Origin of the sequence: Lactobacillus sp. UMNPBX16, assembly GCF_002553775.1 — a bacterium.
Classification (GTDB): domain Bacteria; phylum Bacillota; class Bacilli; order Lactobacillales; family Lactobacillaceae; genus Lactobacillus; species Lactobacillus crispatus.
Genome location: NZ_PCYU01000005.1, coordinates 20,295 through 43,973 on the forward strand (window position 1 = coordinate 20,295; position 23,679 = coordinate 43,973).

A 23,679-nucleotide genomic window follows, 5' to 3' on the forward strand; every position below is an offset into this window, starting at 1 on the left:
AACAACGTAACAAATTCTTTATTAAATTCATTCACTCCGCAATGCAATTGCAGCATCTTTCTTTGCAGCCATTCGTGCTGGAATATGACCACCTAAGAGGGTGAGGATAGTTGAAATAATGATCAAAACAATAGCAGCAGTAGGATCTAGTTGGGCTACATTTGCCAGATCAGTAATCTTGTAAATGATACTGTTAATTGGGAATGTTAGTAGGTAAGCAATCAGAATGCCTAATACACCAGAGAAAACACCTAGGATGAAGGTTTCGGCATCAAAGACACGAGTAATGTCTTTTTTACGGGCACCTAATGCCTTGAGTACCCCGATTTCCTTAGTTCGCTCAAGTACTGAGGTATAAGTTAAAATACCAATCATAATCATAGATGTGATTAATGAAATACCAGCAAATGCGACAAGGATGGTCGTTATCCCGCTTAAGAGGCCGCCAGTCATTGTGGTAACAGCGTTTGACATGTCAGTATAGAGAATCTTGTCTGATTTTTTCTTCCCCTTGTTCCATTTGTCAAGATAATCAAGTACTTTATCTTTATCATCAAAATTGTTGGGATAAATCATGATGCCAGTAGGGATGCTGGTACCGCCAAGAGTCTGCATTGTAGCTTTCTTTTCATTGGCATTTAGTTTTTGGTTAGTTAATACGCTATGGTTACTCTTCTTTTGTGCCTTTACAATTGCAGAGTTTTTATTTTCATTAATCACGCGTTGTGAAAGTTGATCGCTATAAGCAATTCCAGTTGATAACAAGGCCATTGAATCTTCGTTTTTAGGACGAATGACACCAGCAATCTTTAGCTTGGTTTGAGCACCGTTATACATGGCGTTATTTACCTTTTTAGGAATAAACATGCCAGTTTGCAATTGCTGATAGTAATCATTGTTGGCAACTACACGAAATTGCTTATTTACTAATTGGCCGAATTTGACGTGTTCCTTATTCTTTAAATCGAAACCAAGATTTTTTAAGGCATTGATGTTAACAGTATTTTTATTGTCAGTAACTAAAACCAAGTCGGTTGCCTTAGTAGGCCAAGTGCCTGAGAGCAATTGATAATTTTGCTTCAAAAATGAGCCTTTCTCTTTATTTAAAGTAGTGGGAAAGACACTTGAACCCAGTCCCATTGAACTCATCGCTTGGGATCTAGCAGCTAGAACAGAATTAGTCTGATCAGGATCCGTATTTGAAAATTGCACGCGTTCAATTTTTCCCTTGTTTTTAGCTAATAAATTCAAGCTTACGCCGCGTTGGTAAGACACGTTATTGGCATAATTAGGATTGATCTTCTTGATGTAGTTAACATACTTTGTGCTAATTTTATTAACGTGTTGGGCCTGTTCGCTTTGGTCTTGTTCTGCCGTTACATAGCCGCGGTTTTTGACATTTTTATCCGATTCTTTACGTGCATTAGCTGAAGTAATGTCAGTTGCGGTCTGTGAAATAGAAATCGGATATTTTGCTAAAGCTTTGCTCATTGTGGTATTGATTTGCTTTTGAAAACCATTAGAGATAGCTAAAACTACGGCAATTGAGATAATCCCGATGCTTGAAGCAAAAGCAGTTAGCAGAGTTCGACCTTTTTTTGTCATAATATTGGTGAAACTCAACTTGATGGCGTTCCAGTAAGACATCTTGGTACGCTTGAGGTTAAATTTGTCTTCTTCCTTATTAGGGCTAAAAGGATCAGAATCATGACGAATCTTACCGTCTTGGAAATTAACGATTCTTGTGGCGTATTCTTTAGCTAATTCAGGATTGTGAGTCACCATAATAACGAGTCGATCTTTAGATAGTTTTTTGATCAACTTCATAATTTGGACAGAAGTCTCAGTATCAAGTGCACCAGTTGGTTCATCACAAAGTAGAATATCAGGGTCGTTGGCAATTGCTCGAGCAATCGCTACTCGTTGCATCTGACCGCCAGACAACTGGTTAGGACGTTTATTTAGATGGTCTTTCAATCCCACTTCTATTAACGCCGCAATTGCTTTTTCATGGCGCTGTTTTTTAGGCACACCAGACAAATTCATCCCTAGTTCCACATTGGCGATGATCGACAAGTGGGGGATTAGATTATAATTTTGAAAAACAAAACCAACGGTATTGTTGCGGTAAGCATCCCAGTCGGTCTCTTTAAAATTCTTGGTAGATTTGCCGTTGATGATCAAGTCACCTTGGTTGTAACGGTCAAGTCCGCCAATTACGTTTAACATGGTAGTTTTTCCAGAACCACTCGGACCTAAGATAGCGACGAATTCCTGATCACGGAACGAGATTGTAACGTCGTCTAAAGCGTGGGTGATGTTGTCCCCCACCTTATATGACTTAAAAATATGCTTTAGTTGAAGCATTGCATCCCTCTTTTCTAAATTACAGTAAATCTTTCTAATCCTGTCATGACTAAGATAGCTTGCAGGATAAAGAATAAAACGATTAATCCCATGATAACGAAATGACGGCGTTTATGCATGACAAACACACCGGCAAATTCGCGGATAATTGCGTTAGGCAAGTAGTAGAATCTGGTGTAAGCACCGACACCATTGGCTTTTAAACCAACTTCCTTAGCCAAGAGAGCAGCTCTAAAAATATGGTAATTATTGCTAAAGAAGCGTGCCTTGAAGTGGGAATTACCAAAATCTTTTGTGGCAATACGCTTAGAAAAGAGCATGTTTTCGTATGTGTTTTTCGATTGATCTTCTAATAAGATACGGTCAACACTAACGCCACGCCGTTGTGCAAAACGAGACATAGCGAGTGCTTCAGAGATTTTTTCGTCAGCGCCTTGACCACCTGACATGATCAGGATAGGGCGCTTGCGGCCCTTTTGATACTGGCGGTTAGAGTATTGAATTGCCCGATTAATTCTAGCCGCAAGCAGTTTTGATACTTGGTCGCCATTGATCAAGCCAGCTCCCAAAACAATCAAATAGTCTTGATGATAAGTGCGAGGATAGATTTGGTATAGGAGCAAATTTAGTAAAAAATTGTAGAGTACCAATCCTAGGTAGATTGCAATCGCTGGAATTGAAGCTAGGGCTATGCTGAGCCAGCGTGGCAAATATTTACCAGGTCCTAAAATCACGATGATACTAATAATTAAAGCCAAAAATCCAGAAATCAAAGTGAGTAAATTAGGTAGGGTATGGCTTTCATATTTCCAAACGAAATAGGCGTTCCAAAACAGAAAGATCCAAGCAAAAATTAATAGCAATGCAACGCCAAATAATGCAGCTAGAACTAGTAGGTCATAGGCACGTTGCAAGCCGTGACTCGTACTTTTGTGTACCATAACGGTGATCCAAGAGAGCATTGAGACTATAAAGATAGTAAACAAAACGCCATTAATCAAACGTCTTGGTTCGATAAGCCAAGAGATTAAAAAGACAAAAAATATCAGTAACATAAAGACTGAAATGTAGAAGAACTCACCGCGTCTCCCCAAAAAAGCGATGATCTGATTAAGCATAGATAGATACTCCTCCTTAGGTATTTTTTCTTATTTACATTATAATAGAAACAATGATTACTAGTTGAAAGAATCAAGGTGTGAATGAAAAATGAAGAGATTTGGACATTACCTGGGAAATATTGCAGGGGCTGTGTTGGCTTTGGTAATGTATTCTGAATTAGAAGTACTTTACTTTAGACCTCAGCGATTTGATTTGGGGCAATATCGCGTCTTCGTTACGGCGCTTGCTACGGTAATAGTTTTGTTTGCAATTTCCTATATTTATCGCAGGCAATTAAAAGAAGAAAATGATTGGGGCTTTGATGAAACACCACACTGGGACTGGCGCAGAATCGGAATAGCGATGATCGGTTTTGTACTGATTGTAGTAGGTTCGATTGTGATGCTTAATCTAGTTGGTGGCGGCGTTTCAAAGAACCAGGAAAGCTTGAATAAAATAGCGGAATACAATGCAGGTTTATTTAGGATCCTAGTAGTTTTCATCGCGCCATTTTGTGAGGAACATATCTTTAGAGGGATGTTTTTCAATATCTTTTTCACTAAGAAAAATACTAGAAATAAGTGGCTAGGTATTGTTGCAAGCGGATTTTTATTTGGCTATATGCATGATCCGGCATTAAGTAAGTATATCTTAGTATATTGGGTCTTAGGCATGGTTTTAGCTTGGGTCTATATGTCAACCAAGGATTTGCGCTATTCAATTTTGGTGCACATGTGCTATAACGCGTTAGGTTTTATTTAGAGATTGAAACAAGAGGATTAGCTTAAAGCTAGTCCTCTTTAACTTCATTAATAATTTCTTGCGCACCTTTACAAAAATCTTCTAGACCAGTAATTTGATAAGTTTGTGCGATCATCTCAGCTTTAGCTAAATCTGCTGGTTTTTTATTAAAATGATAACTAATAATGTATTTTAGCAATGAGATTCCGGTTTGAGGAAAGTATAAGTCTGGTAAAAAGGGTAAATGCTCACTAGCTGCTATAAATGGTGCAGTTTCTTGATAATGATGTTCTTCGACTAATTGTGAAAGGAGATTGAATAGAATACCAGCGATTGCTAATAACTCTTTATCGCTCTTAAACTGATCTATTTTATGGATCACTTGTTTGGTGATCATAATATTAGTTGTATAATCATAAAATTGCATGAAATTAGTATAGAGTTCAAGTTTGAATCTATTAAAATTAGGAATACTAAAAATTTTATCTTTTAGTTGTTGAACGATGTTTTTATCTGGATGATAATTGTCACTTAGATCATTTTTGATAGTTTCGATAAACCCCTTATTGATTAAGACAAGTTCTTGTTTTTGCTTAGTCGGTAGATCCATTTTTTTAATAATTTGAATGACTTCATTAACTTTGGAAATATCAGAATGATAAACAGCATCAATTACTGTTTTATTTAGCGAGTTTACTTGTGCTTTTAGTTCATCCTTTTTGTCTGCTAATTCTTCGAAAAAGTCAGTAATTGAAAGATCATTATGTTTAAGAATGGCTAATAAATCCTCTGCTGTAATTCTATGAATATTCTTTTCAACTTTAGCATAATAAGAAGTACTGATAATATGACCAACCCATGCTTTTTGAGTTTTGTTTTCTGCTAGTCTTTTTTCTTTGAGTAATTCACCAATTGTCATAGGTTTATCCTCCGAATGTCGAATACGCCATTTTTTAAAATCAATTTCTTTTTCACTTTATTATAATTTCAACAACAAACGAAACAAAGAAAAAGGGGTAAGATTTATGAACGTATTTCTTAAAAACGCAGACTTTAGAAGATTTTCAGTAGCTAGTTTTCTTTCAGGCGCAGGCGATATTCTTTTCTACTTGGCTTTCATGACTTATGCTAGCAAATTACAAAACTACTCATTAGCACTTTCATTAATTGCAATTTCTGAATCAGTTCCAAAATTATTCGAGATCTTTGGTGGTTACCTTGCTGATAAGACTAAGAAAAAGTTTCGCAATATCTTTTTAGCAGCATTTGTCCGATTCATCTTATATGGTTTAGTAGGATTATTGTTTATCACTAAAATGTCACAGTGGAATTTGGTTTTAATCATCGTTGTTGTGAATTTCTTATCAGATACTATTGGTTCATATTCAGGTGGCTTGGTTGCACCATTAATTGTTGATATTGTTGGTAAAAAAGAATACGGGAATGCAGTAGGCTTTAATGGCGGCGTAAATCAAATTATTAGTATGGGTGCTCAATTCATTGGTTCAGCACTTTTGCTAGTAATGTCATACTCAACTTTAGCCTTTGTTAATGCAGGTACTTTCTTGTTAGCAGGTTTGTTATTTGCCAGTGTTGGCTTAAAACATCAGAAGGATCAGAAGCCACTTGAAAAACAGGAAGTTAATGATCAAAACTTTTTCCAAACAATGAAAACTTCATTGACCCAAGTGAAGAAACAATCAGGATTATTGACTGTGGTATTAGTAATCGCATTATTAAATGGAGCTTTAGATACCATTACTCCATTGACAACAATTGTACTTGCAGCTCATCGTTCAACTATGCTAATCGGCACTTATAGCTTTACTATTGCTTTGTTTGGTGTGATTACTGGCGCAGGCTTTGCATTGGGTTCAATGTTTGGACCACAATTATTCAAAAAATTAACAGTTTTTAGTTTAGTAATTATTTCTGCCAGTTTAAGTATTGTTACTACAACAAGCATTTTCCTAGGAAATACTTACGTAATTATGATAACAATGTTTTTCTTGGCAGCTATTGCAGGAGTTGCTTCAATTAAAATGGAGCAATGGCTAGTAACATCAGTTGATCATAAAATCTTGGCTTCAACTGTTGGATTATTAAATACAATCTTAATGGCTGTTGCTCCAATTATGACAACAGTATTAACCACAATTTCTGGTTCATTCAATGTTACTGTTGCTTTGGTTACATTATTAGTAATCCAGGTAATAACATTAATTGTAGCGATTTTTGTCAGTTTAAAAACTAGAAAAGTGACTCAAAATTCAAACGAAGTAGCAGCTGCTTAAAAAAGTGTTTGGGAAAGAACGGTTTCTCAGACACTTTTTTAATGCTTTTGGACAAAAAATCCCCGCCATCGTTATTATAGCAACACTTTCAGACGACTGAATTATTTTTGAAAAACTTTGAATTATCCCTTGCAATTAATAACATATGTTATACAATAAAGATGCAAGGAATAAGGGAACAAAAAGTTCCAACAAGTTAAGTGATATATAAATTAGAGGTATTCATTATGTTAGTTTCAAAGAATTTAGTTAAAGTTGTTTCAATCGCAGTTGCTTCAATGAGTTTAATGGGTGTTGGTGCTTCAGTTAGTCAAGCAGCTAGTTTTCCTGCTCCAAAGTTAGGTGTTGCCGAAACTATGCCAACTTATCCTGCAATTAAAAAGGGTGACAAGATCTTTGTTACTGTAAAGGACACTAAGAACCAAAAAGTTAATGTTTTGGACGCACAAGGTCACAAGACTAGCCAAAAGGTTTCAATGGGTTCAACTTACACCGTTAAGGATGTTAAGAAAGCTGCTGGCAAGAAGATCGTCAAGATCAACAAGAGTCAATGGTTGAACATCAAAGACGTTGTAAAGGATTAATTAAAAGCTAAAAATTTGTAAGCTTGCATAATGAATACCATGTCAAAAGCCGTGAAAGTAAATTACTTTTACGGTTTTTAATTTTCTTTTTCTGGCCAGATTTGTTGTACGTCTTTAAAAATTTCAAGCCATTTTTGAGCAACTTCCATGCAATTCAACTGAACTATGGTATCAATCATTGCCAATACAGGCTGTGCGTCGAGAGTATGACAGTAGTCGATAATTTTTTGTAAAAGGGTCAATGTTAAACTAAAGAACATGAGATAGAAGGGAAGTTCTATCTTTTTTAATTCATTAAGAATTTTTTGAGCGTAATCTAGCTTCTTTTTGAAAACTAAGGCAATAACTGTATCAGATAAACCGCCTATGAAAATGGTGGTGTTTTCGTTCAAACTTTCTGTAGGATGAAAGTTGTGAATAATTCGCAGAGCAATTTGATAGCCGATTTTAGAATTTAGCAAAAACGGTGAGTTAGCAAAGAGCAAGATATTGTATTTAGACCAAACGGTGTTGTGAAGCAGGTATGAACCGATTCGATTAATGTCTGCAGGTGTTAGATAGTTTTTACCAGTCATGAGAAATAATTGATTGCAGACAAGAATGATGTTTTTGAGTTCGAGAATATTTTTGGTGGCGTGATAATGATTTAGCTGCTCCTGAACAAATTTTTCGAGTACCTTTGTATCATTGTCTTTAATGGCCGTTATAATGTCGTCTGGCAATGTAAATTCTGTTTTCATTGCAGCGTAATGCGTGAATTCGTTAAGCGTAATGTTGATGCGCCTGAGTAATGCAATGGCAGTGCTAAACTCAACTTCTACCTGATTGTTTTCCCAGCGTGATAACTTGGAGATTGAACAAATACCCTTGCAGGCTTCAGTTTGAGTGATTTCTTGATCTTTGCGCAATTGTTTGTAAACTGAACCATATTTGAACATAATTTTATACCTCGATTTGCAGATCTGCAAATATGTTAGATTTAGGCTTATTATCTTGCGATAATCAAAATACATCAAGTACTTGGAGGAAAAAATGAAAGGTAAAAGAGTTTTGAAAGTATCTATATTAGTAGTAATTTTGGCTTTAGTAATTGGAGCGAGTTTAATGTTTAGAAAAGGTAATGCAGGTCCGATCGTCCAAAAAGAGCTGACACATCAACAGTTTAATCAAATCGATGTAAATGTTGCTAACGCAAATATTAAGATTCAAAAAGGTGACAGTTATCGTGTAATCTATAACGGTAGAGAAAAAATGGTACCGGCAGTTAAAGTTGAAAATAGTGTTTTAAAGGTTGAACGTAATAATGGATCTGTAAATATTAATGCAAATATTTTTGATTTGTTTAAGAAGAATTCGATTGTACCTACGATTACAATTGAAATACCTAAAAAGAAGCTTGATAAAGTGACAATTGACAGTTCAAACGGTAATGTAACAGTGAAAGATCTTGCTCTTAAGCAAGGTAAAATCGACACGTCAAATGGTAGTGTTGTGGTTAGAAATAGTGTGGCTCAAGGATATGACCTTGATACATCTAACGGACGAATTACAGTGAATGGACAAGATGAAGGCGACACGTATAGCCAAAATGACGTCGGGGATAATGTGCTAGAGATTGATACTTCAAATGGAAATATCACAGTAAATTAGGAATGATAAAAAAGCGCAATTTTGTAGATTGCGCTTTTTTAATGCTTTTAATCAAGAAGATCTGGCTTATGTTGCTTTGCATATTTGAAAATTAAGTGAGCATTGGAATGCATAAACTTTTTGAAAAACTTGATTTGTTCTTGGCTAAATCCATCATTATTTAGCCATTTATATGTAGGTAAAATAGATCTTGCTTCATTGAAGCCCCAAACGGCAACATAATAAATCCTCCTCTCGATTTTTACTTAGTTTTAACCAGCTTAAATTTGCAGATCTGCAAATTTTCTGCATTTTACGTCATTATCCTGCGATACTAGCCTCAAGTAAAATACAGGAGGACAAAAAATGATTTACAAATATTCTTCACATGCAAAATTCATTATGTTAACTATTTTAGGCTTGATTGCTAGTACACAACAAATCATTTTTGCATATATGGTACAGACATTGACCAATGTTGGTACGCAAAGAAGGTTTGGCGATTTAGCACAATTTCTAGTTATTGTTATTGGGGCGTTTATTGCGACTTTTATTGCTTCGCTGATTTTCAATCGGTTAAAAACAAGTGCTATTCAAGAGACTAATACGACGCTGCGAGCTGGCATTTTAAAGGGGATGCTGGGTCAGACTAGCGAAGAAAATACTGCTAGCTTAGGCTTTTTAACTACAGATTTTAAACTGCTGGAAACTAATCGTTTTGATGCCGAAATTGAAATAATGATGCAGGCCTATATGATTGTCTTTGCGCTAGGGTATGCTTTATATGTTAATTGGTTAGTTACATTATTATTTTTAATCGGTTCATGTTTGCCGATGCTGGTTTCTAATTTATTTCAAAAGAAGATTCAAACTACAGCAGAAAATTGGACAACTGCTAATGATAAATATGTTAGTCATATTAAAAACTTTCTGGCTGGTAGCACAACATTAAATTTATACAACAAGCGCGATAATGCGGTTAAGAAAAATCAAGTTTTGATCAATCAATTAGAAGATGCTTTGCGTAAAATGAACTTACTCAATCTAGATACTAGTTCTTGGATTAACTTGATTGCTAGTTTATTTACGTTCTTAACCCCATTCTTAGTGGGAATTTACATGGTGGTTAAGGGTCAAACTACTTTAGGTGCCTTATTTGCAATCGTTCAACTGTCAAATTCATTTCTTAATCCAATTTTGACTATTTTAGAAGATCGAAACAAATTATCAACAACTAAGAAAATTGTCGCTAAGGCAGAAAAATATATTGCCAAGGGCAAGGTTGAAAAGAAAGAGACCAATTATAATTTTGCAAAAATTCAAGTAGAAGATCTTGATCTTACTAGAAAAGGTAAAGAATTAGCTAATCAAATTAACTTTGCAGTTGTAAAAGGTCAAAAAGTTGCAGTTATTGGACCATCTGGTGTAGGTAAATCAACGTTATTACAATTCCTATTAACCGGAAAGCATGGTCATGCCAAGGAAATATTGCTTAACGACAAAAAGCAAAAGCCAGGCTCGTTTACAGATTTATTCGCTTATGCTAGCCAGTCCCCAGTAATTTTTGCCGATACCTTGTGGTTTAATCTCACTTTAGGTGCAAATATTTCCCGGGAAAAGGTGAGCGAGGTGTGCCAAAAGTTAGGCTTGGATCAAATTATTGCTGAAAAGGGCTGGGACTATTCCTTGGGTGATAATGCGGATCAATTGTCTGAGGGACAGCTAGCTAGAATCGAACTAGCACGGGCAATTTTGGCCGATAGATCGATTTTGCTACTAGATGAAATTAATGCATCCCTTGATAAGAAGACATCAGACCAAATCCATAATTACTTGTTAAACTCAAACCTTACCTTTATTGAAGTAATTCACCACTATGAATCAAATGAGTTGCAGAAGTATGACCAAGTGATCGATTTAGGAAAATTGGGTTAAACAAAAAAGCTCGAAAGAGCTTTTTCATTTGGAATAATGGTATTTTAACTGCCATATTTGTAATTCTGTTGCGGTAACTGAATAAACCATGCGATCTTTATGATTAATTTGTCGAGACCATGCACCACTTAAATTCGCTTTTAGCGGCTCAGGTTTTCCTTTCCCAGTAAAAGGATGGCGTTGGCATTCTTTAATAAAATTATCAATCTTTTGGGAAGTCTTCTTATCCTCTTTTTTCCATTCAAGATATTCATTCCAGGCATTGTAGTTAAAATTAACGTTAAGCTTCGTCATCTTTAGTTAAAGCCTCGAATTCTTCTGGGGTTAAAACTTTATTTCGTTGATCTTGGTTTTCAAATGATTGTTTAGCTTCAGCTAATGCATCGCGGTTAGCTTTAGTTCCTAGAAGATATGAAGTTTCTTGCCATGAATCATATTCTTTTTGAGAAATAATCACAACATTTTTATCTTTGGGACGAGCTACTATAACGGTAGTATCATAGTCATTAATATCATCAGCAATTTTCTTAAAATTATTGCGCAGGTCACGAGCGGTAACAGCTCTAATATTGTTTGGAGTTTGTAACATATTTCTCACCTCTCACTATTGATTTTACCATGTAGACACAATTGCGTCTATGATAAGCCACTTGTAAAATTAAACTATTAAAAAATCTAGCGAATGCTAGACTTTTTCTACATAAATTCCGTACTATTTTGACTCTTTTTAATAAAGTAATTCAAAATAAATGGTGAAATAACTGTTGTAACGATAATTACTAGGATCAGACTTGAATAAATATCCTCAGGGAAGAGATGGTGGTTAATTCCGATTTGCGCTACAATCAGTGCAACTTCACCACGTGATACCATTCCAGCACCGACGATATTGCCTTCATTCTTATTGAAGCCAAAGATTTCGCTGGAGTATTTTCCGGCCCAGAATTTTGATAAAATAGCTAAAACGGTCATAACGATAATGAACCAGATATCCTTGAAAAAGCTGGCAAAAGTCATTGAAAGACCGATATCAGCGAAGAAGACGGGGATGAAGACAGAGTAGCCGATTGCGGAAACAGAAGAGTGAACTTCTTTGTATTGTGGTGTTTGACGAATTGCTAAACCACCGAAAAATGCACCAACAACAGCTGAAAGACCAACAAAATCAGCGGCCCAAGCCATGGTTAAGGCTAAAACCAATGAACCGATAACAACGGAATAGTCAACGTCGATTTTTTCAGAAGCTTTCATAAAGTATGGCGCAACAAATTTAAAAATCAGCCAAACAACTACGAAGTAAACTACTTCAATCAAGATATTAAGCAAAAAGTTATTAGTTAAGCCGCTCTTGCCACCTTCATGACTGAATGTAGTGAATAGACTCAGAACAACCACGGCTAAGATATCGTCAACTACGGCAGCACCTAAAATGGCTGTGCCGGCACGGGTGTGTAGTTGGTGTGCTTCTTGCAGCACCACAACGGAGATAGAAACGCTAGTTGCTGCAAAGACAATCCCGATAAAGAGTGCTTCAAGAGGGCGCATGCCAAAGAAGTAACTGGCTAAGCCCATGAAAACAACGGGGAGGATAACGCCGACTGTGGCGACAGTAAAGCTTAGCTTGAAGTATTTTTTTAATAAATCTAGATCGCTCTCAAGCCCAGCTAAGAACATCAGCAGAATAACCCCGAACTCGGAGAATAGACTGATGATATCATTTGGCTTAACCCAATTTAAGATAGCTGGTCCCAGTAAAATTCCTGATAATAGTTGTCCAATAACTGCAGGCATATTGAAGCGGGCGAATAATTGCCCCAGCAAAACTGTAGTTAAGAGGATTAAGATAAGTTGTCCTAAAAAATGCATATTTTCCCCTTCTGTAAAAAAACAAAAAACTTTCAAGTGCTTCCTGACCCAAAGAAGCGAATCTTGAAAGTTTTTATTGTGATAAAAACCCAACCACTAAAAATTATTTAGTTGAGTATAATTTTAATAGTTTTTTAACTTAGATGCAAATAGATCTAATATTTAAATTTAGAATCAAAACGTTTATCGGGTAAATCGATGAAGTATTTGTGTCCACCAAGATTTCCTTTAGTTCGATTGTAAAGTTCAATTAAAATATGATAAGTCAATACGTAGCCAGTACAAATAAGTGCAAATAGTATGAAGTAAGCAAATAGGTTTAGACAGAGCAGCACAATGCTAAAGCTAGTCAAGATGATAGTTATAGCAGCTACTAAAATATAAAATCTTTTCCAATTGTTAAATGCAATATGCAGAATAACTAGGATATTTTCTGCAAGACGACTAGCAAAATAAAGACCACTAATGAAACAGATACCAATGCAAAAAGCGATAAAGCTCTGGTGTCTCAAATAGGCTAAAATAGCTGTATTGATTAATGCAAGTACTGTAGAAATAGTCATGGCAAGATAGACCATTTTATCTCGAGCATGGGTTATTAGTAATTCACGATCAAACATGATTCGATCTGCTACCCAATTATATTCATCGATAAAATAATAAAAATTAGCAATAAATCCTAATTCCGTAAAAAATAATAAAAAACCATGCATGATAAGAGAGAAAACTAGGATTAATACACCTAAAATACCTAGCCAGGGAAGGATGCTAGAAATTCGCCGTGAACGAATAAATTTTTTCGTATTGTTCATCAAATCATCCTTCCAATATAATTTATAATTATTTATTCATAATCTCATTTGTTGATCATGATTATACTATGATTTTGTTGAAATACAAGTAATGCATAAAAAAGCTCCAGAACCAAATCGATTCTGGAGCTTCTTCACATCTAGTCTATTTTTCTTCCAAACCAAATTGCTTATCACTTGGCTTAGTCTTAGCAAGTAAACCTAAGCTGATCGTAATCATGTCGACTACTTCTTGCAAAATAGCGCCCCAGAAGGCTGGGATAACACCAGTGAAGGCAATCAATTCAATGATAATAACGACACCAATTGCAGTTAAAACATCGATATTAGCAACCTTCATTGTGTGTTTAGAAATAGCGACTGCATCGTTAACTTTAGAAATATCGTTAACCATGATAACAGCATCGGCACTTTCACTGGCAGCAGTAGCACCTTTAGCCCCCATGGCAATACCAACATCTGCGGCAGTTAAACTAGGCGCGTCGTTAACACCATCACCAGTCATAACGACAGGACGAAGATCCTTAGGTACATCTTTGATAGCTTGAATTTTTTGTGATGGCAAAAGTTCTGAGCGAACATCAGTAATACCAGCTTCTTTAGCAACTTTTTCAGCAACTTGCTTGTGGTCACCGGTAAGCATCATGATGTCCTCGGCACCTTGACGACGAAGACGAGCGATAGTCTCAGGACTTTCAGGACGCATCTTGTCTTTCAAGGTAATATAACCTGCGAATTTACCGTTGATTGAAATGTAGACGGCAGTTGAAGTAACATCTAATTTTTCATCATCTGGAGCAACGAAAGATAATTTACCTACCTTAACGTGCTTGCCGTCAACATCGCCTTCGACCCCTTGAGCAGTCGTTTCTTTCAAGTTAGTAACTGCATGAATCCAATCCTTATTAGTAGCTTTAACTAAGGAACTGGCAATAACGTGGCTTGATTGTTGTTCAACACTAGCAGCTAAGCTTTGTAATTCTTTTTGATCAACTGAATCATCAGCAGCTACCACTTGGTCAACGATCAATTGGTTTTCAGTCAAGGTACCGGTTTTATCGAAGGCAAAAGTCTTAGCTTTGGCCAACTTTTCAAGTGTTGGACCTGACTTAACGATGATATGGTGAGCTGACATTGAGCTCATCCCTGATACCAAAGCAACAGGAGCAGCGATCAACAGTGGACATGGAGAAGCAACAACCATAACTTCCGCGAATCTTGTTGCATCCCCAGAAACGATCCAAGCAGCACCACCGATAATTAATGAAATGATAGTAAATGGAATGGCATACCGGTCAGCCATCTTAACGAACTTAGCAGGTTGAGCTTGTGAAGACTTAACTAACGCAACAATAGACTGATATTCTGAGTCCTTAGCAGCCTTAGTTACCTTCATCTCTACCGCCACATCACCGTTCACTGAACCGGACATTAAGTCGTCGCCAGGGTTCTTGGTCACAGGAACTGATTCACCAGTTAATGAAGATTGGTCGAAGCTTGAAGTGCCCTTAACGATTTGACCATCGACAGGAACTTGTTGACCTGGCTTGATCAAAACAGTATTACCGACCTGCAGGTCATCAACCTTAACTTCGGTGATCTTCCCGTCAACTAACTTGTTGGCGATACGTGGCGTTTTATCAAGCAAGGCACGTAATTCCTTGTTGGCTTGACCAGTTGCGTAATCTTCCAGCGTTTCACCACCGGTCATCATTACCAAAATCATCCATTCAGCCCATACATCACCAATCAATATGGTAGAAACAACAGCGATAACAGCCAGGATGTCTACGCCGTAACGGCCTGTCTTCCAATCGTGGAAAATTTCCAATAGTAAAGAAATTGCCATCAAGATACCAATGATATCAATAATGATGGCATGAACTGGAAATTGAAGATTCCCGATTGAGAAGAGGCTCTTTGAATGCAATGCAAATTGGCTAATTAATCCAACTGCACCAGCAATCAAAACGACAATAAACTTCCATTGACGTTTTAAATTTTTCATAATTGCCCTCCCAAAAATACAAACATATCTGTCTACCGCTTAATTCTAACATTCTTTATTGGTCTGGACACATTTTTGCTCAATAAATGTTGGAGTTAAAAAAAGCAGCCTTAAAGGCTGCTTGGAGGTTATTTTATTCGTTTTGTTTCGTAGTGTTTGTCATAAGTGTGAACTACATAGTTAAATGCCTTAATCCATTCGCGTCTAGTAAGTAGTCCCTGAAACACGCCGCGATCATCAACAACGGGCAAGAAAGCATTATTGATTAACAGATGCAGTTGCGTTTCTAGGGTAGTTTCAATGAAGTTTATTTTATCAAACTTAGTTTGCATTACATCTTCGACCTTTAATTTATCCAAAGGGGCAGTGGAGATCTCATCAGTCGTCAGCATCTTGTCCGTAATCATTGCCAAACTAAGCAGGCCAACGACTCGTTTTTCTTTGTCTAAAACTGGAATTTTTGAATATTTAACCTTAGTCAAAATCAAAAAGGCATGATAAAGAGGATTGTCTGCTTGGACAAAGGCAATTCGGCTAGCAGGGATTAAAAATGAACCAGATTTTTCTTCTATTAAATGTTTGATTGATGGTGAAAACATAGCGGCACCTCATTTCTACCTTAATTATACAGAAAAAAGTGCTGAAAAAGGAAAAGGCCCGCAAGTTTTTGCGGACCTTATTAGTTTCATCTACTTTGGAGGAGTAAGAATGAATGAAATAAAAAAGTGGGAGTATTGTAGCAAGTTTCTACCACCTTGCTACGATTTATATAATACTGGGTAAATGTGAAGTAAAAATGTTCAAATTATTATGAAAAGGTAAAGATTTACTTGAGAAGAAATTAAGACATAAGAAAAGCTCACGCAACGCACGTGAGCCGAAAGGGATAGATATGAAATTGACTAATTGGAGTAAGTCAATTCTTTTTATTTTCATTATTTACTTGGAGGAGTATGAATGAAAAACAAAAAAGTTGAGTTGTAGTAGAGGAATTGTTCTCCCTCACTACACTTAATAGTATAACCTTAATTTGTGAAAAAAGTGTGACGAATGTGCTTTATTTGCAAAAAAATTATCTTTTTAGTAAAAATTGCTTATAGCAAAGGGCTAAAAGCAAAAAAATAATTATTTTTCGCTATAATTAGGTGCATAGCAAAACAAAAATGAGAAAGGAGTAATCTTTTGAAGAAGTTTGGTAAAAGAATCTTGCGCTTCTTTTTAGTGCTTCTTCTTTTAGCAGGAGTTGGAACAGGAGGCTATTTCGGTTACCAATGGTGGCAGAAGCAGGAGATGATTCGGCAACGGCCAAAGGAAAAACTTGCTAAAGATGGGACAAATACTAGTCCTGCTTGGCATAATTTCTCTAATTATCAAAAGGCATTGCGTGAAAAATATTCCTTTATTAATAAGGTATCTAACTACGTTCCACCACGCACGTGGGATGGAAAAGACTTTGTTTTACCAGGACTGCTGGCGACCAAAAGCTATGATTTTAAAACTAAAAAGGTAAATACAGCTACTGCGATGACACCGCAAGGGATTACTATAGCTGGTAAGTATATTTTGTTAACCGCCTATGATGGGGAACACGAACATGCTTCAGTCGTCTATGTTTTGGACAAAAAGACTGGTAAATATCTCAAGACAATTCAAGTAGCAGGGCGGCCGCACTTAGGTGGCATTGCTTATGATCCGGTTGCTAAAAATATTTGGGTAACTGGATCAATGGGAAGGTCATCGGCGCTAGCTGCTTTTTCGATGGCGGAATTAAAGTCTTACAAAGCCGGTAGCCAAATACCGATTAAATATAAGTATCAAATTGCGATTCCAGCGGTTGAAAAAGCCTCAACTGTAACCTATTATGATGGTCAACTGTTCGTAGGCTTCTTTAACATGTATGGTCGCGGCAAGGTTGCAGCTTATACAATTGCACGTAGCGGTAAAAATCGCGGCTCGATTACTAATAATGAAGTTAAATCCGTTACAGGAACGCTACGCTGGTCCGATCCAACTGGTGAAACGTCAATGGATAAGCAAATTCAGGGGATTGCTATTTATCAAAATAAGATCTTTTTGAGTCAATCTTATGGTAGTGGTGATTCAAAGCTTTATGTTTTTCCCACCTCAGCTTTGAATGCTCTGGACGAAAAAAATGCGGAGTTGGTGATTACCATGCCACCGTATTTAGAACAAATTACTGCTTATAAAGGTCAACTGCTTTGTGTATTTGAATCTGGGTCAAAGATCTATGCTAGACCAGAGATCGTCGTTATGGACCGTATTTTATCGATGAATATAAATGCATTGTTTGGTAACTAATCAAGAAAGGAACAAATAAAGAAAAATGAAGATTGACTACCGGAAAAGAGAGATTTTTCTTTTACGTTTTTCAGGCTGGTTTTGCTTATTTCCAGCAACAACGTATTTGTATTTGTGGCAAAGCACGCATTTAGTCTTTTGTTTAGGCGAAGTAGTTATCATTGCATTATTTGCGGCATTTTTGTTGGCAACCGCGAAAAGTGAGATGTGGGCTAAACCACAAAATGTAATGCGTTTGATGATTTTTGCATTAATTTTTGTGGCAATTATTATCTTTATTCCATTATTTTTTGCTTATCGGGATTGCAAGAGACAACAGTAAAGAAAACGCATTCGCAATTTGAAACAAATAACTGAAGATTTAAGAAAAAGTTTAAATTTGTTAAAATATAAGCTGTTAGTGCATTTGTTGCCACTATTTGTAGTAATATAGGGCAAAAGCAAAAGTAAGATTACCTAAGGGAGAAAAAATGAATAAAAAGACGAAGGTTGATTCTCGAGGCAAACGTATTGGTATGTTTGTTTTGAAAACAATTGTTTATTTTGGAATCCTGATGGCTCTTATCTATTTATATGAATATAGTGGACTAACATCTGTTCACTTCATTTATAATGAATTTTAAGGTAGGTGCTATCACATGATTCAAGATGTTATTAAGAAAATTGATGAGATCGCCGCAAACGAACCAGATCGTGTTGTTTACGACTATCTCGGTGAAACTAATACATATGGTGACCTTAAAAAGCGTTCAAATGCGTGGGCACATAAAATTGCTAGCTTAGATATTCCAGAGCATGCTCCAATTATGATTTGGGGCGGACAAACTTTTGAAATGATTGCTAGTTTTCTTGGTTGTGTTAAGTCAGGTCACGCTTATATTCCAATTGCTAGCTATTCTAATGCAGAACGTTTAACGATGATTCAAGACGTTTCTAAGTCACCACTAGTTTTGGAAATTGATCCGTTACCAGAAGTTGATTTAACTGATGTTAAGGTTCTTAAGGCTAGCGAAGTTGAAGACGGCAATTTTGAAGTTGACGAGAAGAACTTCGTTGAAGGTGATGACAACTACTACATTATCTTTACATCAGGTACCACTGGTAAGCCTAAGGGTGTACAAATTAGTCACGACAATTTGCTTAGTTTCGTTAACTGGGAGTTGTCAGACTTTAATTTGCCAGAACATCCAAGTTTCTTGGCACAAGCACCTTACTCATTTGATTTGTCAGTAATGAGTCTTTATCCAGCACTTGTTTCTGCTGGTAAGTTGGTAGTTTTGCCTCATGATGTTACTCAAAACTTTGGTAAATTATTCCAAACTTTGCCAAAGATGCAGTTCAATGTTTGGGTATCAACTCCGTCATTTGCACAGATGTGCTTCTTGGACAAGACTTTTGATGCAGAACACCATCCAGACTTAAGTCATTTCTTGTTTTGTGGTGAAGAATTGCCACACAGTGAAGCTGAGATGCTTAAGAAGAAGTTCCCAGATAGTCATATTTTCAACACCTATGGTCCAACTGAAACAACAGTTGCTGTTACTCAAGTTGAAATTACTGATGAAGTTCTTAAAAAGTATGACCGTTTGCCAATCGGTAAGGTTAAAGAAGACACTAAGATTACAATTGATACTTCTAAGGGTGATAAGCCTGGCGAAGGTGAAATTATCATTAGTGGTCCTAGTGTTTCTAAAGGATATATGAACAATCCTGAAAAGACTGAAGCTGCCTTTTTCCATGAAGATGGTGCTGAGTATCGTAGCTACCGGAGTGGGGATGCTGGTTTCTTTGATGGCGATATGCTATTTTACCGCGGTCGAATTGACTTCCAGATTAAGTTTAACGGCTATAGAATCGAACTTGAGGAAATTAATTTCTACTTAACAAAGAACAAGTTGGTTCGTTATGGCGTTGCGGCTCCTAAGTACAATAAGGATCATACCGTTAAGCAGATCGTTGCCGAAATCGAATTAAAAGAAGGCGTTCGTCGTCAATACTCTGATGCCACTTTAACCAAGATGATTCGTGAGGATCTAGCTAAGAACGTCATGCCTTACATGATTCCACAACGTTATGTCTACCAAGATGCGTTACCAATTTCGCAAAACGGCAAGGTAGATATTAAGGCGGTAATTAAGGAGGTTAATAAGTAGTGAATTTTAATTTCATTAACTTACAGCCTTATTCCAACCCGCAATACTTTGTCTATTTGATGATCGCTTTAATTCCGATTATCGTTGGGCTTTATTACGGTCATCGACTCAAGACATATGAAGCAATTTTTTCAATTGTTTTCTTGTTCTTGATTTTTGATGGTGATCACTGGGAGCAAGGGGTTAACCTGTTAATCTGGTTGGTTTACGAATTTGCCTTAACCTTTGCTTATCAGTATTATCGTCACCACGGTAAAAATAAGACTTGGATCTTTAGTTTGGCTGTGATTTTGGCAATTATTCCATTAGCCGCAGTTAAATATTTGACCGCTTTTCCTGATAACTCAATTGGCTTTGTCATTGGTTTCTTGGGAATCTCATACGTAACCTTTAAGACAGTACAAGTTATTATGGAAATGCGTGATGGGGCAATTAAGAAGGTAGATCCGATTACTTATGCAAGGTTCTTACTCTTCTTCCCAACTATTTCTTCAGGTCCTATTGACCGTTACCGTAGATTTAAAAAAGATTATGATAAGGTACCTACACGTGATGCATATATTACTGATCTGCAATATGCGGTTAGATACTTGTTCCAAGGCTTTTTATATAAATTCATTATTGGCTGGTTCTTTGGTACTTATTGGTTACCAAAGATCAGTGCCGCTGCTTTAGTCGTTGGGAATGCAAACGGTGGTTTGAAGCTTTCATGGTGGGTACTTGCTTACATGTATTGTTACAGCATGTACTTGTTCTTTGACTTTGCAGGTTATTCATTATTTGCCGTATCAATTTCATACTTCATGGGTATTCATACCCCAATGAACTTCAATAAGCCATTTATTTCTAAGAACATTAAAGATTTCTGGAATCGTTGGCATATGACTTTGTCATTCTGGTTCCGTGACTACATCTATATGCGATTCTCTTTCTTTGCAATGAAGAAAAAATTGTTTAAGAATCGAATTAGATTGTCACAAGTTTCTTACTTCCTGTTGTTCTTAATCCAGGGTTTCTGGCACGGCTTAACGTGGTATTATATTGTTTATGGTATCTTCCACGCTTCAGCTATTTGTATCAACGATATGTGGCTTAGATTTAAGGGAAAGCATAAGAAGCAAATTCCATCTAACAAGTTTACTGAATGGTTCGCCATTTTCTTAACCTTTAACGTAGTTTGCTTCAGTTTCTTGATTTTCTCAGGATTTCTTAGTCAACTATGGTTCGGTTGGAAATAAGCTTATATAATATGGAATGATATTAATTAAGTATTTGTGTTGAATAGAGGTATTAATTATGGACACTAAACAAGGCGTATTAGACATTTTAAACGATTTAACTGGTGAAGATTTATCAGATCAAATGGATGAAAACATCTTTGACAATGGTTTGATGGACTCAATGGCAAGTGTACAAATGCTTTTGAGCTTACAAGAAAAGTTTGATATTGATGTTCCCGTTTCAGAATTCAAGCGTGCTGAATGGGATACTCCAAACAAGATTGTGGCAAAGGTGGACAGCTTAGAAAATGAGTAATAAACGCCGGCTGTGGCAAATCTTTGGCCCAGTTCTTTGCGCTTTTATCCTTTTGTTAGTTGTTTTCCTTATTCCTTGGGAAAGAACTTTTTCTAAGCAAACGATTTACGAGGCTGCAGCTTCACAAAACACAACTGTCTTCAAGGGCAGCACAATGAAGCAGGAAGCTTTTGAAGATGGCTACGTGCCATTCTATGGTTCAAGTGAGTTGTCAAGATTCGACCCACTTCACCCTAGTGTAATTGCGGAAAAGTATCATAGAAACTACCGTCCATTCTTATTAGGTGGACCGGGTAGTCAATCTTTGGCTCAGTTCTTGGGGATGCAAGGAACAGCTAAGCAGCTTAGAAACAAGAAGGCTGTTGTGATCATTTCACCACAATGGTTTACTAAGCGGGGTCAAGATCCTAATGCCTTTGCATTGTATTATTCACCATTGCAAGCATGTAATTTCTTGCTCAGTGCGAAAAATAATAAAACTGATCGTTATGCAGCTAAACGTCTGTTGGAAATGCCAGATGTAAAAGGTGAAATCAAGAATAGTCTGAAGCAAATTGCTCAAGGCAAGAAGTTGACTAGCTTCCAAAAATTTTATTTACAAAACCGTCGTCGAATGTTGCGTAACGAAGATAATTTCTTCAGCTCATTCCAACTACGTGACCGTGTAAATAAGATCCAAAAGAAGGCTAAAGTATTACCTGGGGCATATTCCGTAGCTGCTTTAAATAAAGTAGCTGAGGAACAAGCTGCAGCACATACTACTTCAAATAACTTGGGAATTGACAACACCTTCTATCGGACCCGTTTGCCAAAGAAGGTCTTAAAGCGTTTGAAGGGTAGTCAACGCAACTTTGACTATGTACACTCAGTTGAATATGGTGACTTCCAATTGATGTTGGAACAATTCGCTAAGCAACATACCAATGTTTTGTTCATTATTCCACCAATTAATGGTAAGTGGATGAAGTACACTGGTTTGTCCAACAAGATGTACCAAGAATCAGTTGCCAAGATGGAACACCAGTTAACCAGTCAAGGCTTTGAAAATATTGCAGATCTTTCAAGACGAGGCAATGAAAAGTACTTTATGCAAGATACTATTCACCTAGGCTGGAAAGGCTGGGTTGCAGTTGATCAAGCTGTTCGTCCATTCATGAAGGAACCTAATAAGCGTTATGACTATGATATGTCTAACTACTTCTACTCCAAGAAGTGGCAAAACAAGGATAACGTTAAGCGAGTTGATTTAAGCAATAAAGACCGTTTAAAAGCGGAATAGTGCGCCAGGCTATTGACCATGTGGGCGTTAAAGGCTCAGTTTTAGTAATAAATCATGGCAAAGTTTTGCTTAATTATGCGACGGACAATAAACCTGACACTAGCTATTTGATCAATTCAGTTCAAAAGTCAATGACAGCTGCAATGGTGATGCATGAGGTAGAGAAAGGAAAGTTGAAGCTTAGCGATAAACTTTCAAAATTCTACCCAAATGTAGATGGTGCTAGTTCAGTCAAGATTAGCAACTTAATTGATATGACATCAGGGCTGGATTTGAAAGCTGGTCAACAATTAGGTACGCCTGAGTTTATCTCTGATGAAGAGAATATCAAGCATGATGCACAATATACTGTGTTTGATGCTAGCAAATTAGGTAAGTGGCACTATACTTCAGTAAACTATATTTTCCTTTGTGGAATCTTGTCCAAGCTTGAGAAAAAGTCATACGAGCAATTGTTCCATGACATATATATCAAGCCACTGAATCTAACCCATAGTGAGTTCTTGTGGTCAGACAAGGCTAAGTTATTGGCTAGTCATTGGGTACCAGGCTATGAAATGCGTGAGGGTGAATATGTCAAAGTGAACCATGCTAAAGCCGTTAAGGATGCTCACAATGAGCTGGGTGCTGGTTCAATCGTAATGTCTAACGCAGATTTAGCTAAGACCATGCAGTATATTCTGACTGGCAAGATATTGAGTAACAAGAGTAGAAAGGTCCTATTCAAAGGTCAAGCTCCTAGCTACTACAATGGCGGGCTTTATAATCTTAAGCATTATAAAGCTGCTAATGGTGCTGGTGAAGGGTATTATACCTTTATGCGGGCAACTAAAGATGGCCAGAACATGATCATTTTGCAGGATAATCATACTGCTTCTGGTGAGTTTAAAAAGATTAAAAAGAAGATCAATCGTGCAATGACGATGATGCTTGAATTTTAGTAATGAAGAAGACGAGGTTTAGACCTCGTCTTTTTTATCCGTAAATTTTGGTATCCATTCCGCTAATTCAACCCGTCTTTTTGCTTGTTTTTTAGGTAGTTGAATGCTAAAATC

23 protein-coding genes and 1 other annotated feature are annotated in these 23,679 nt (G+C 36.7%); of the genes, 13 read left to right on the forward strand and 10 right to left on the reverse strand.

The annotated features are described in order from the left end of the window. Window positions 1–27 precede the first annotated feature (27 nt). Both CP367_RS01055 and CP367_RS01060 read right to left on the reverse strand, forming a co-directional pair. Window positions 28–2,367 carry an ATP-binding cassette domain-containing protein gene (locus CP367_RS01055; protein ID WP_089145725.1) on the reverse strand — a complete coding sequence of 780 codons (2,340 nt, stop codon included), beginning with the start codon at window positions 2,365–2,367 and terminating at the stop codon, window positions 28–30. Window positions 2,368–2,381: 14 nt separating this feature from the next. Beyond that, window positions 2,382–3,485, reverse strand: a complete 1,104-nt coding sequence (locus CP367_RS01060) for a YdcF family protein (protein ID WP_089145724.1) — start codon at window positions 3,483–3,485, stop codon at window positions 2,382–2,384. A gap of 91 nt (window positions 3,486–3,576) precedes the next feature. Here CP367_RS01060 and CP367_RS01065 point away from each other — a divergent pair, with 91 nt between their 5' ends. Then, a complete protein-coding gene (locus CP367_RS01065; RefSeq protein WP_013087063.1) occupies window positions 3,577–4,230 on the forward strand; it encodes a CPBP family intramembrane glutamic endopeptidase in 654 nt (217 codons plus the stop codon). Between the two features lie 28 nt (window positions 4,231–4,258). On the opposite strand, the gene CP367_RS01070 is transcribed toward CP367_RS01065, so the two are convergent. Beyond that, window positions 4,259–5,128: a helix-turn-helix domain-containing protein gene (locus tag CP367_RS01070; RefSeq protein ID WP_089145723.1), complete on the reverse strand. Its 870-nt coding sequence runs from the start codon at window positions 5,126–5,128 to the stop codon at window positions 4,259–4,261. A gap of 106 nt (window positions 5,129–5,234) precedes the next feature. Here CP367_RS01070 and CP367_RS01075 point away from each other — a divergent pair, with 106 nt between their 5' ends. Then, entirely contained in the window at window positions 5,235–6,503 is a 1,269-nt protein-coding gene (locus CP367_RS01075) for an MFS transporter (protein WP_089145722.1), read from the forward strand. 227 nt (window positions 6,504–6,730) lie between these two features. Continuing rightward, on the forward strand, window positions 6,731–7,087 hold the full coding sequence (locus CP367_RS01080; RefSeq protein WP_089145721.1) for a hypothetical protein: 357 nt from the start codon (window positions 6,731–6,733) through the stop codon (window positions 7,085–7,087). A 77-nt stretch (window positions 7,088–7,164) separates the two neighbouring features. On the opposite strand, the gene CP367_RS01085 is transcribed toward CP367_RS01080, so the two are convergent. Beyond that, complete coding sequence (locus tag CP367_RS01085) at window positions 7,165–8,025, reverse strand: helix-turn-helix domain-containing protein (RefSeq protein WP_089145720.1); 861 nt, start codon at window positions 8,023–8,025, stop codon at window positions 7,165–7,167. 94 nt (window positions 8,026–8,119) lie between these two features. On the opposite strand from CP367_RS01085, the gene CP367_RS01090 reads away from it, so the two are divergent. Beyond that, entirely contained in the window at window positions 8,120–8,737 is a 618-nt protein-coding gene (locus tag CP367_RS01090) for a DUF4097 family beta strand repeat-containing protein (protein WP_065990193.1), read from the forward strand. A gap of 345 nt (window positions 8,738–9,082) precedes the next feature. Next, a complete protein-coding gene (locus tag CP367_RS01095; RefSeq protein ID WP_089145719.1) occupies window positions 9,083–10,651 on the forward strand; it encodes an ABC transporter ATP-binding protein in 1,569 nt (522 codons plus the stop codon). A 24-nt stretch (window positions 10,652–10,675) separates the two neighbouring features. Here the strand turns inward: CP367_RS01095 and CP367_RS01100 are convergent, their stop codons facing one another. The 6 genes from CP367_RS01100 to cbpB form a co-directional block, all read right to left on the reverse strand. Beyond that, the gene (locus CP367_RS01100; RefSeq protein ID WP_089143204.1) at window positions 10,676–10,945 is read right to left on the reverse strand and encodes a Txe/YoeB family addiction module toxin; all 270 of its coding nucleotides are present in this window, start codon (window positions 10,943–10,945) and stop codon (window positions 10,676–10,678) included. Then, on the reverse strand, window positions 10,932–11,240 hold the full coding sequence (locus CP367_RS01105) for a type II toxin-antitoxin system Phd/YefM family antitoxin (protein WP_005719967.1): 309 nt from the start codon (window positions 11,238–11,240) through the stop codon (window positions 10,932–10,934). The genes CP367_RS01100 and CP367_RS01105 overlap by 14 nt, the downstream gene beginning before the upstream one ends. Before the next feature lie 107 nt (window positions 11,241–11,347). Then, window positions 11,348–12,517: a cation:proton antiporter gene (locus tag CP367_RS01110; RefSeq protein WP_005721869.1), complete on the reverse strand. Its 1,170-nt coding sequence runs from the start codon at window positions 12,515–12,517 to the stop codon at window positions 11,348–11,350. A 38-nt stretch (window positions 12,518–12,555) separates the two neighbouring features. Next, window positions 12,556–12,612 (reverse strand) — a sequence feature (sodium ion sensor (DUF1646 type); this cis-regulatory element may regulate processes involved in with the transportation of sodium ions). A gap of 60 nt (window positions 12,613–12,672) precedes the next feature. Next, window positions 12,673–13,329: a hypothetical protein gene (locus tag CP367_RS01120; RefSeq protein ID WP_060461825.1), complete on the reverse strand. Its 657-nt coding sequence runs from the start codon at window positions 13,327–13,329 to the stop codon at window positions 12,673–12,675. A gap of 145 nt (window positions 13,330–13,474) precedes the next feature. Beyond that, window positions 13,475–15,337 carry a heavy metal translocating P-type ATPase gene (locus CP367_RS01125; RefSeq protein ID WP_089145718.1) on the reverse strand — a complete coding sequence of 621 codons (1,863 nt, stop codon included), beginning with the start codon at window positions 15,335–15,337 and terminating at the stop codon, window positions 13,475–13,477. 128 nt (window positions 15,338–15,465) lie between these two features. After that, complete coding sequence (gene cbpB / locus CP367_RS01130) at window positions 15,466–15,936, reverse strand: cyclic-di-AMP-binding protein CbpB (RefSeq protein WP_089145290.1); 471 nt, start codon at window positions 15,934–15,936, stop codon at window positions 15,466–15,468. A 583-nt stretch (window positions 15,937–16,519) separates the two neighbouring features. On the opposite strand from cbpB, the gene CP367_RS01140 reads away from it, so the two are divergent. From CP367_RS01140 to CP367_RS01175, 8 genes are all read left to right on the forward strand, one after another. Beyond that, window positions 16,520–17,656 (forward strand): YncE family protein, encoded by a 1,137-nt coding sequence (locus tag CP367_RS01140; RefSeq protein ID WP_089143206.1) that lies wholly within the window; start codon window positions 16,520–16,522, stop codon window positions 17,654–17,656. Window positions 17,657–17,681: 25 nt separating this feature from the next. Next, window positions 17,682–17,978 (forward strand): hypothetical protein, encoded by a 297-nt coding sequence (locus CP367_RS01145; RefSeq protein ID WP_013087054.1) that lies wholly within the window; start codon window positions 17,682–17,684, stop codon window positions 17,976–17,978. Window positions 17,979–18,126: 148 nt separating this feature from the next. Beyond that, window positions 18,127–18,279 (forward strand): teichoic acid D-Ala incorporation-associated protein DltX, encoded by a 153-nt coding sequence (locus tag CP367_RS01150; protein ID WP_054832847.1) that lies wholly within the window; start codon window positions 18,127–18,129, stop codon window positions 18,277–18,279. A gap of 15 nt (window positions 18,280–18,294) precedes the next feature. Next, complete coding sequence (gene dltA / locus CP367_RS01155; RefSeq protein WP_089145288.1) at window positions 18,295–19,809, forward strand: D-alanine--poly(phosphoribitol) ligase subunit DltA; 1,515 nt, start codon at window positions 18,295–18,297, stop codon at window positions 19,807–19,809. Next, entirely contained in the window at window positions 19,809–21,047 is a 1,239-nt protein-coding gene (gene dltB, locus CP367_RS01160) for a D-alanyl-lipoteichoic acid biosynthesis protein DltB (protein ID WP_089143208.1), read from the forward strand. Before dltA ends, dltB begins: the two co-directional genes overlap by 1 nt. A 58-nt stretch (window positions 21,048–21,105) precedes the next feature. Next, window positions 21,106–21,345, forward strand: coding sequence for a D-alanine--poly(phosphoribitol) ligase subunit DltC (gene dltC / locus CP367_RS01165; protein WP_089143209.1), 240 nt, complete (start codon window positions 21,106–21,108; stop codon window positions 21,343–21,345). Continuing rightward, the gene (gene dltD / locus CP367_RS01170; protein ID WP_089145286.1) at window positions 21,338–22,624 is read left to right on the forward strand and encodes a D-alanyl-lipoteichoic acid biosynthesis protein DltD; all 1,287 of its coding nucleotides are present in this window, start codon (window positions 21,338–21,340) and stop codon (window positions 22,622–22,624) included. Before dltC ends, dltD begins: the two co-directional genes overlap by 8 nt. Further along, window positions 22,624–23,565 (forward strand): serine hydrolase, encoded by a 942-nt coding sequence (locus CP367_RS01175; RefSeq protein WP_089143211.1) that lies wholly within the window; start codon window positions 22,624–22,626, stop codon window positions 23,563–23,565. Before dltD ends, CP367_RS01175 begins: the two co-directional genes overlap by 1 nt. Window positions 23,566–23,679 lie beyond the last annotated feature (114 nt).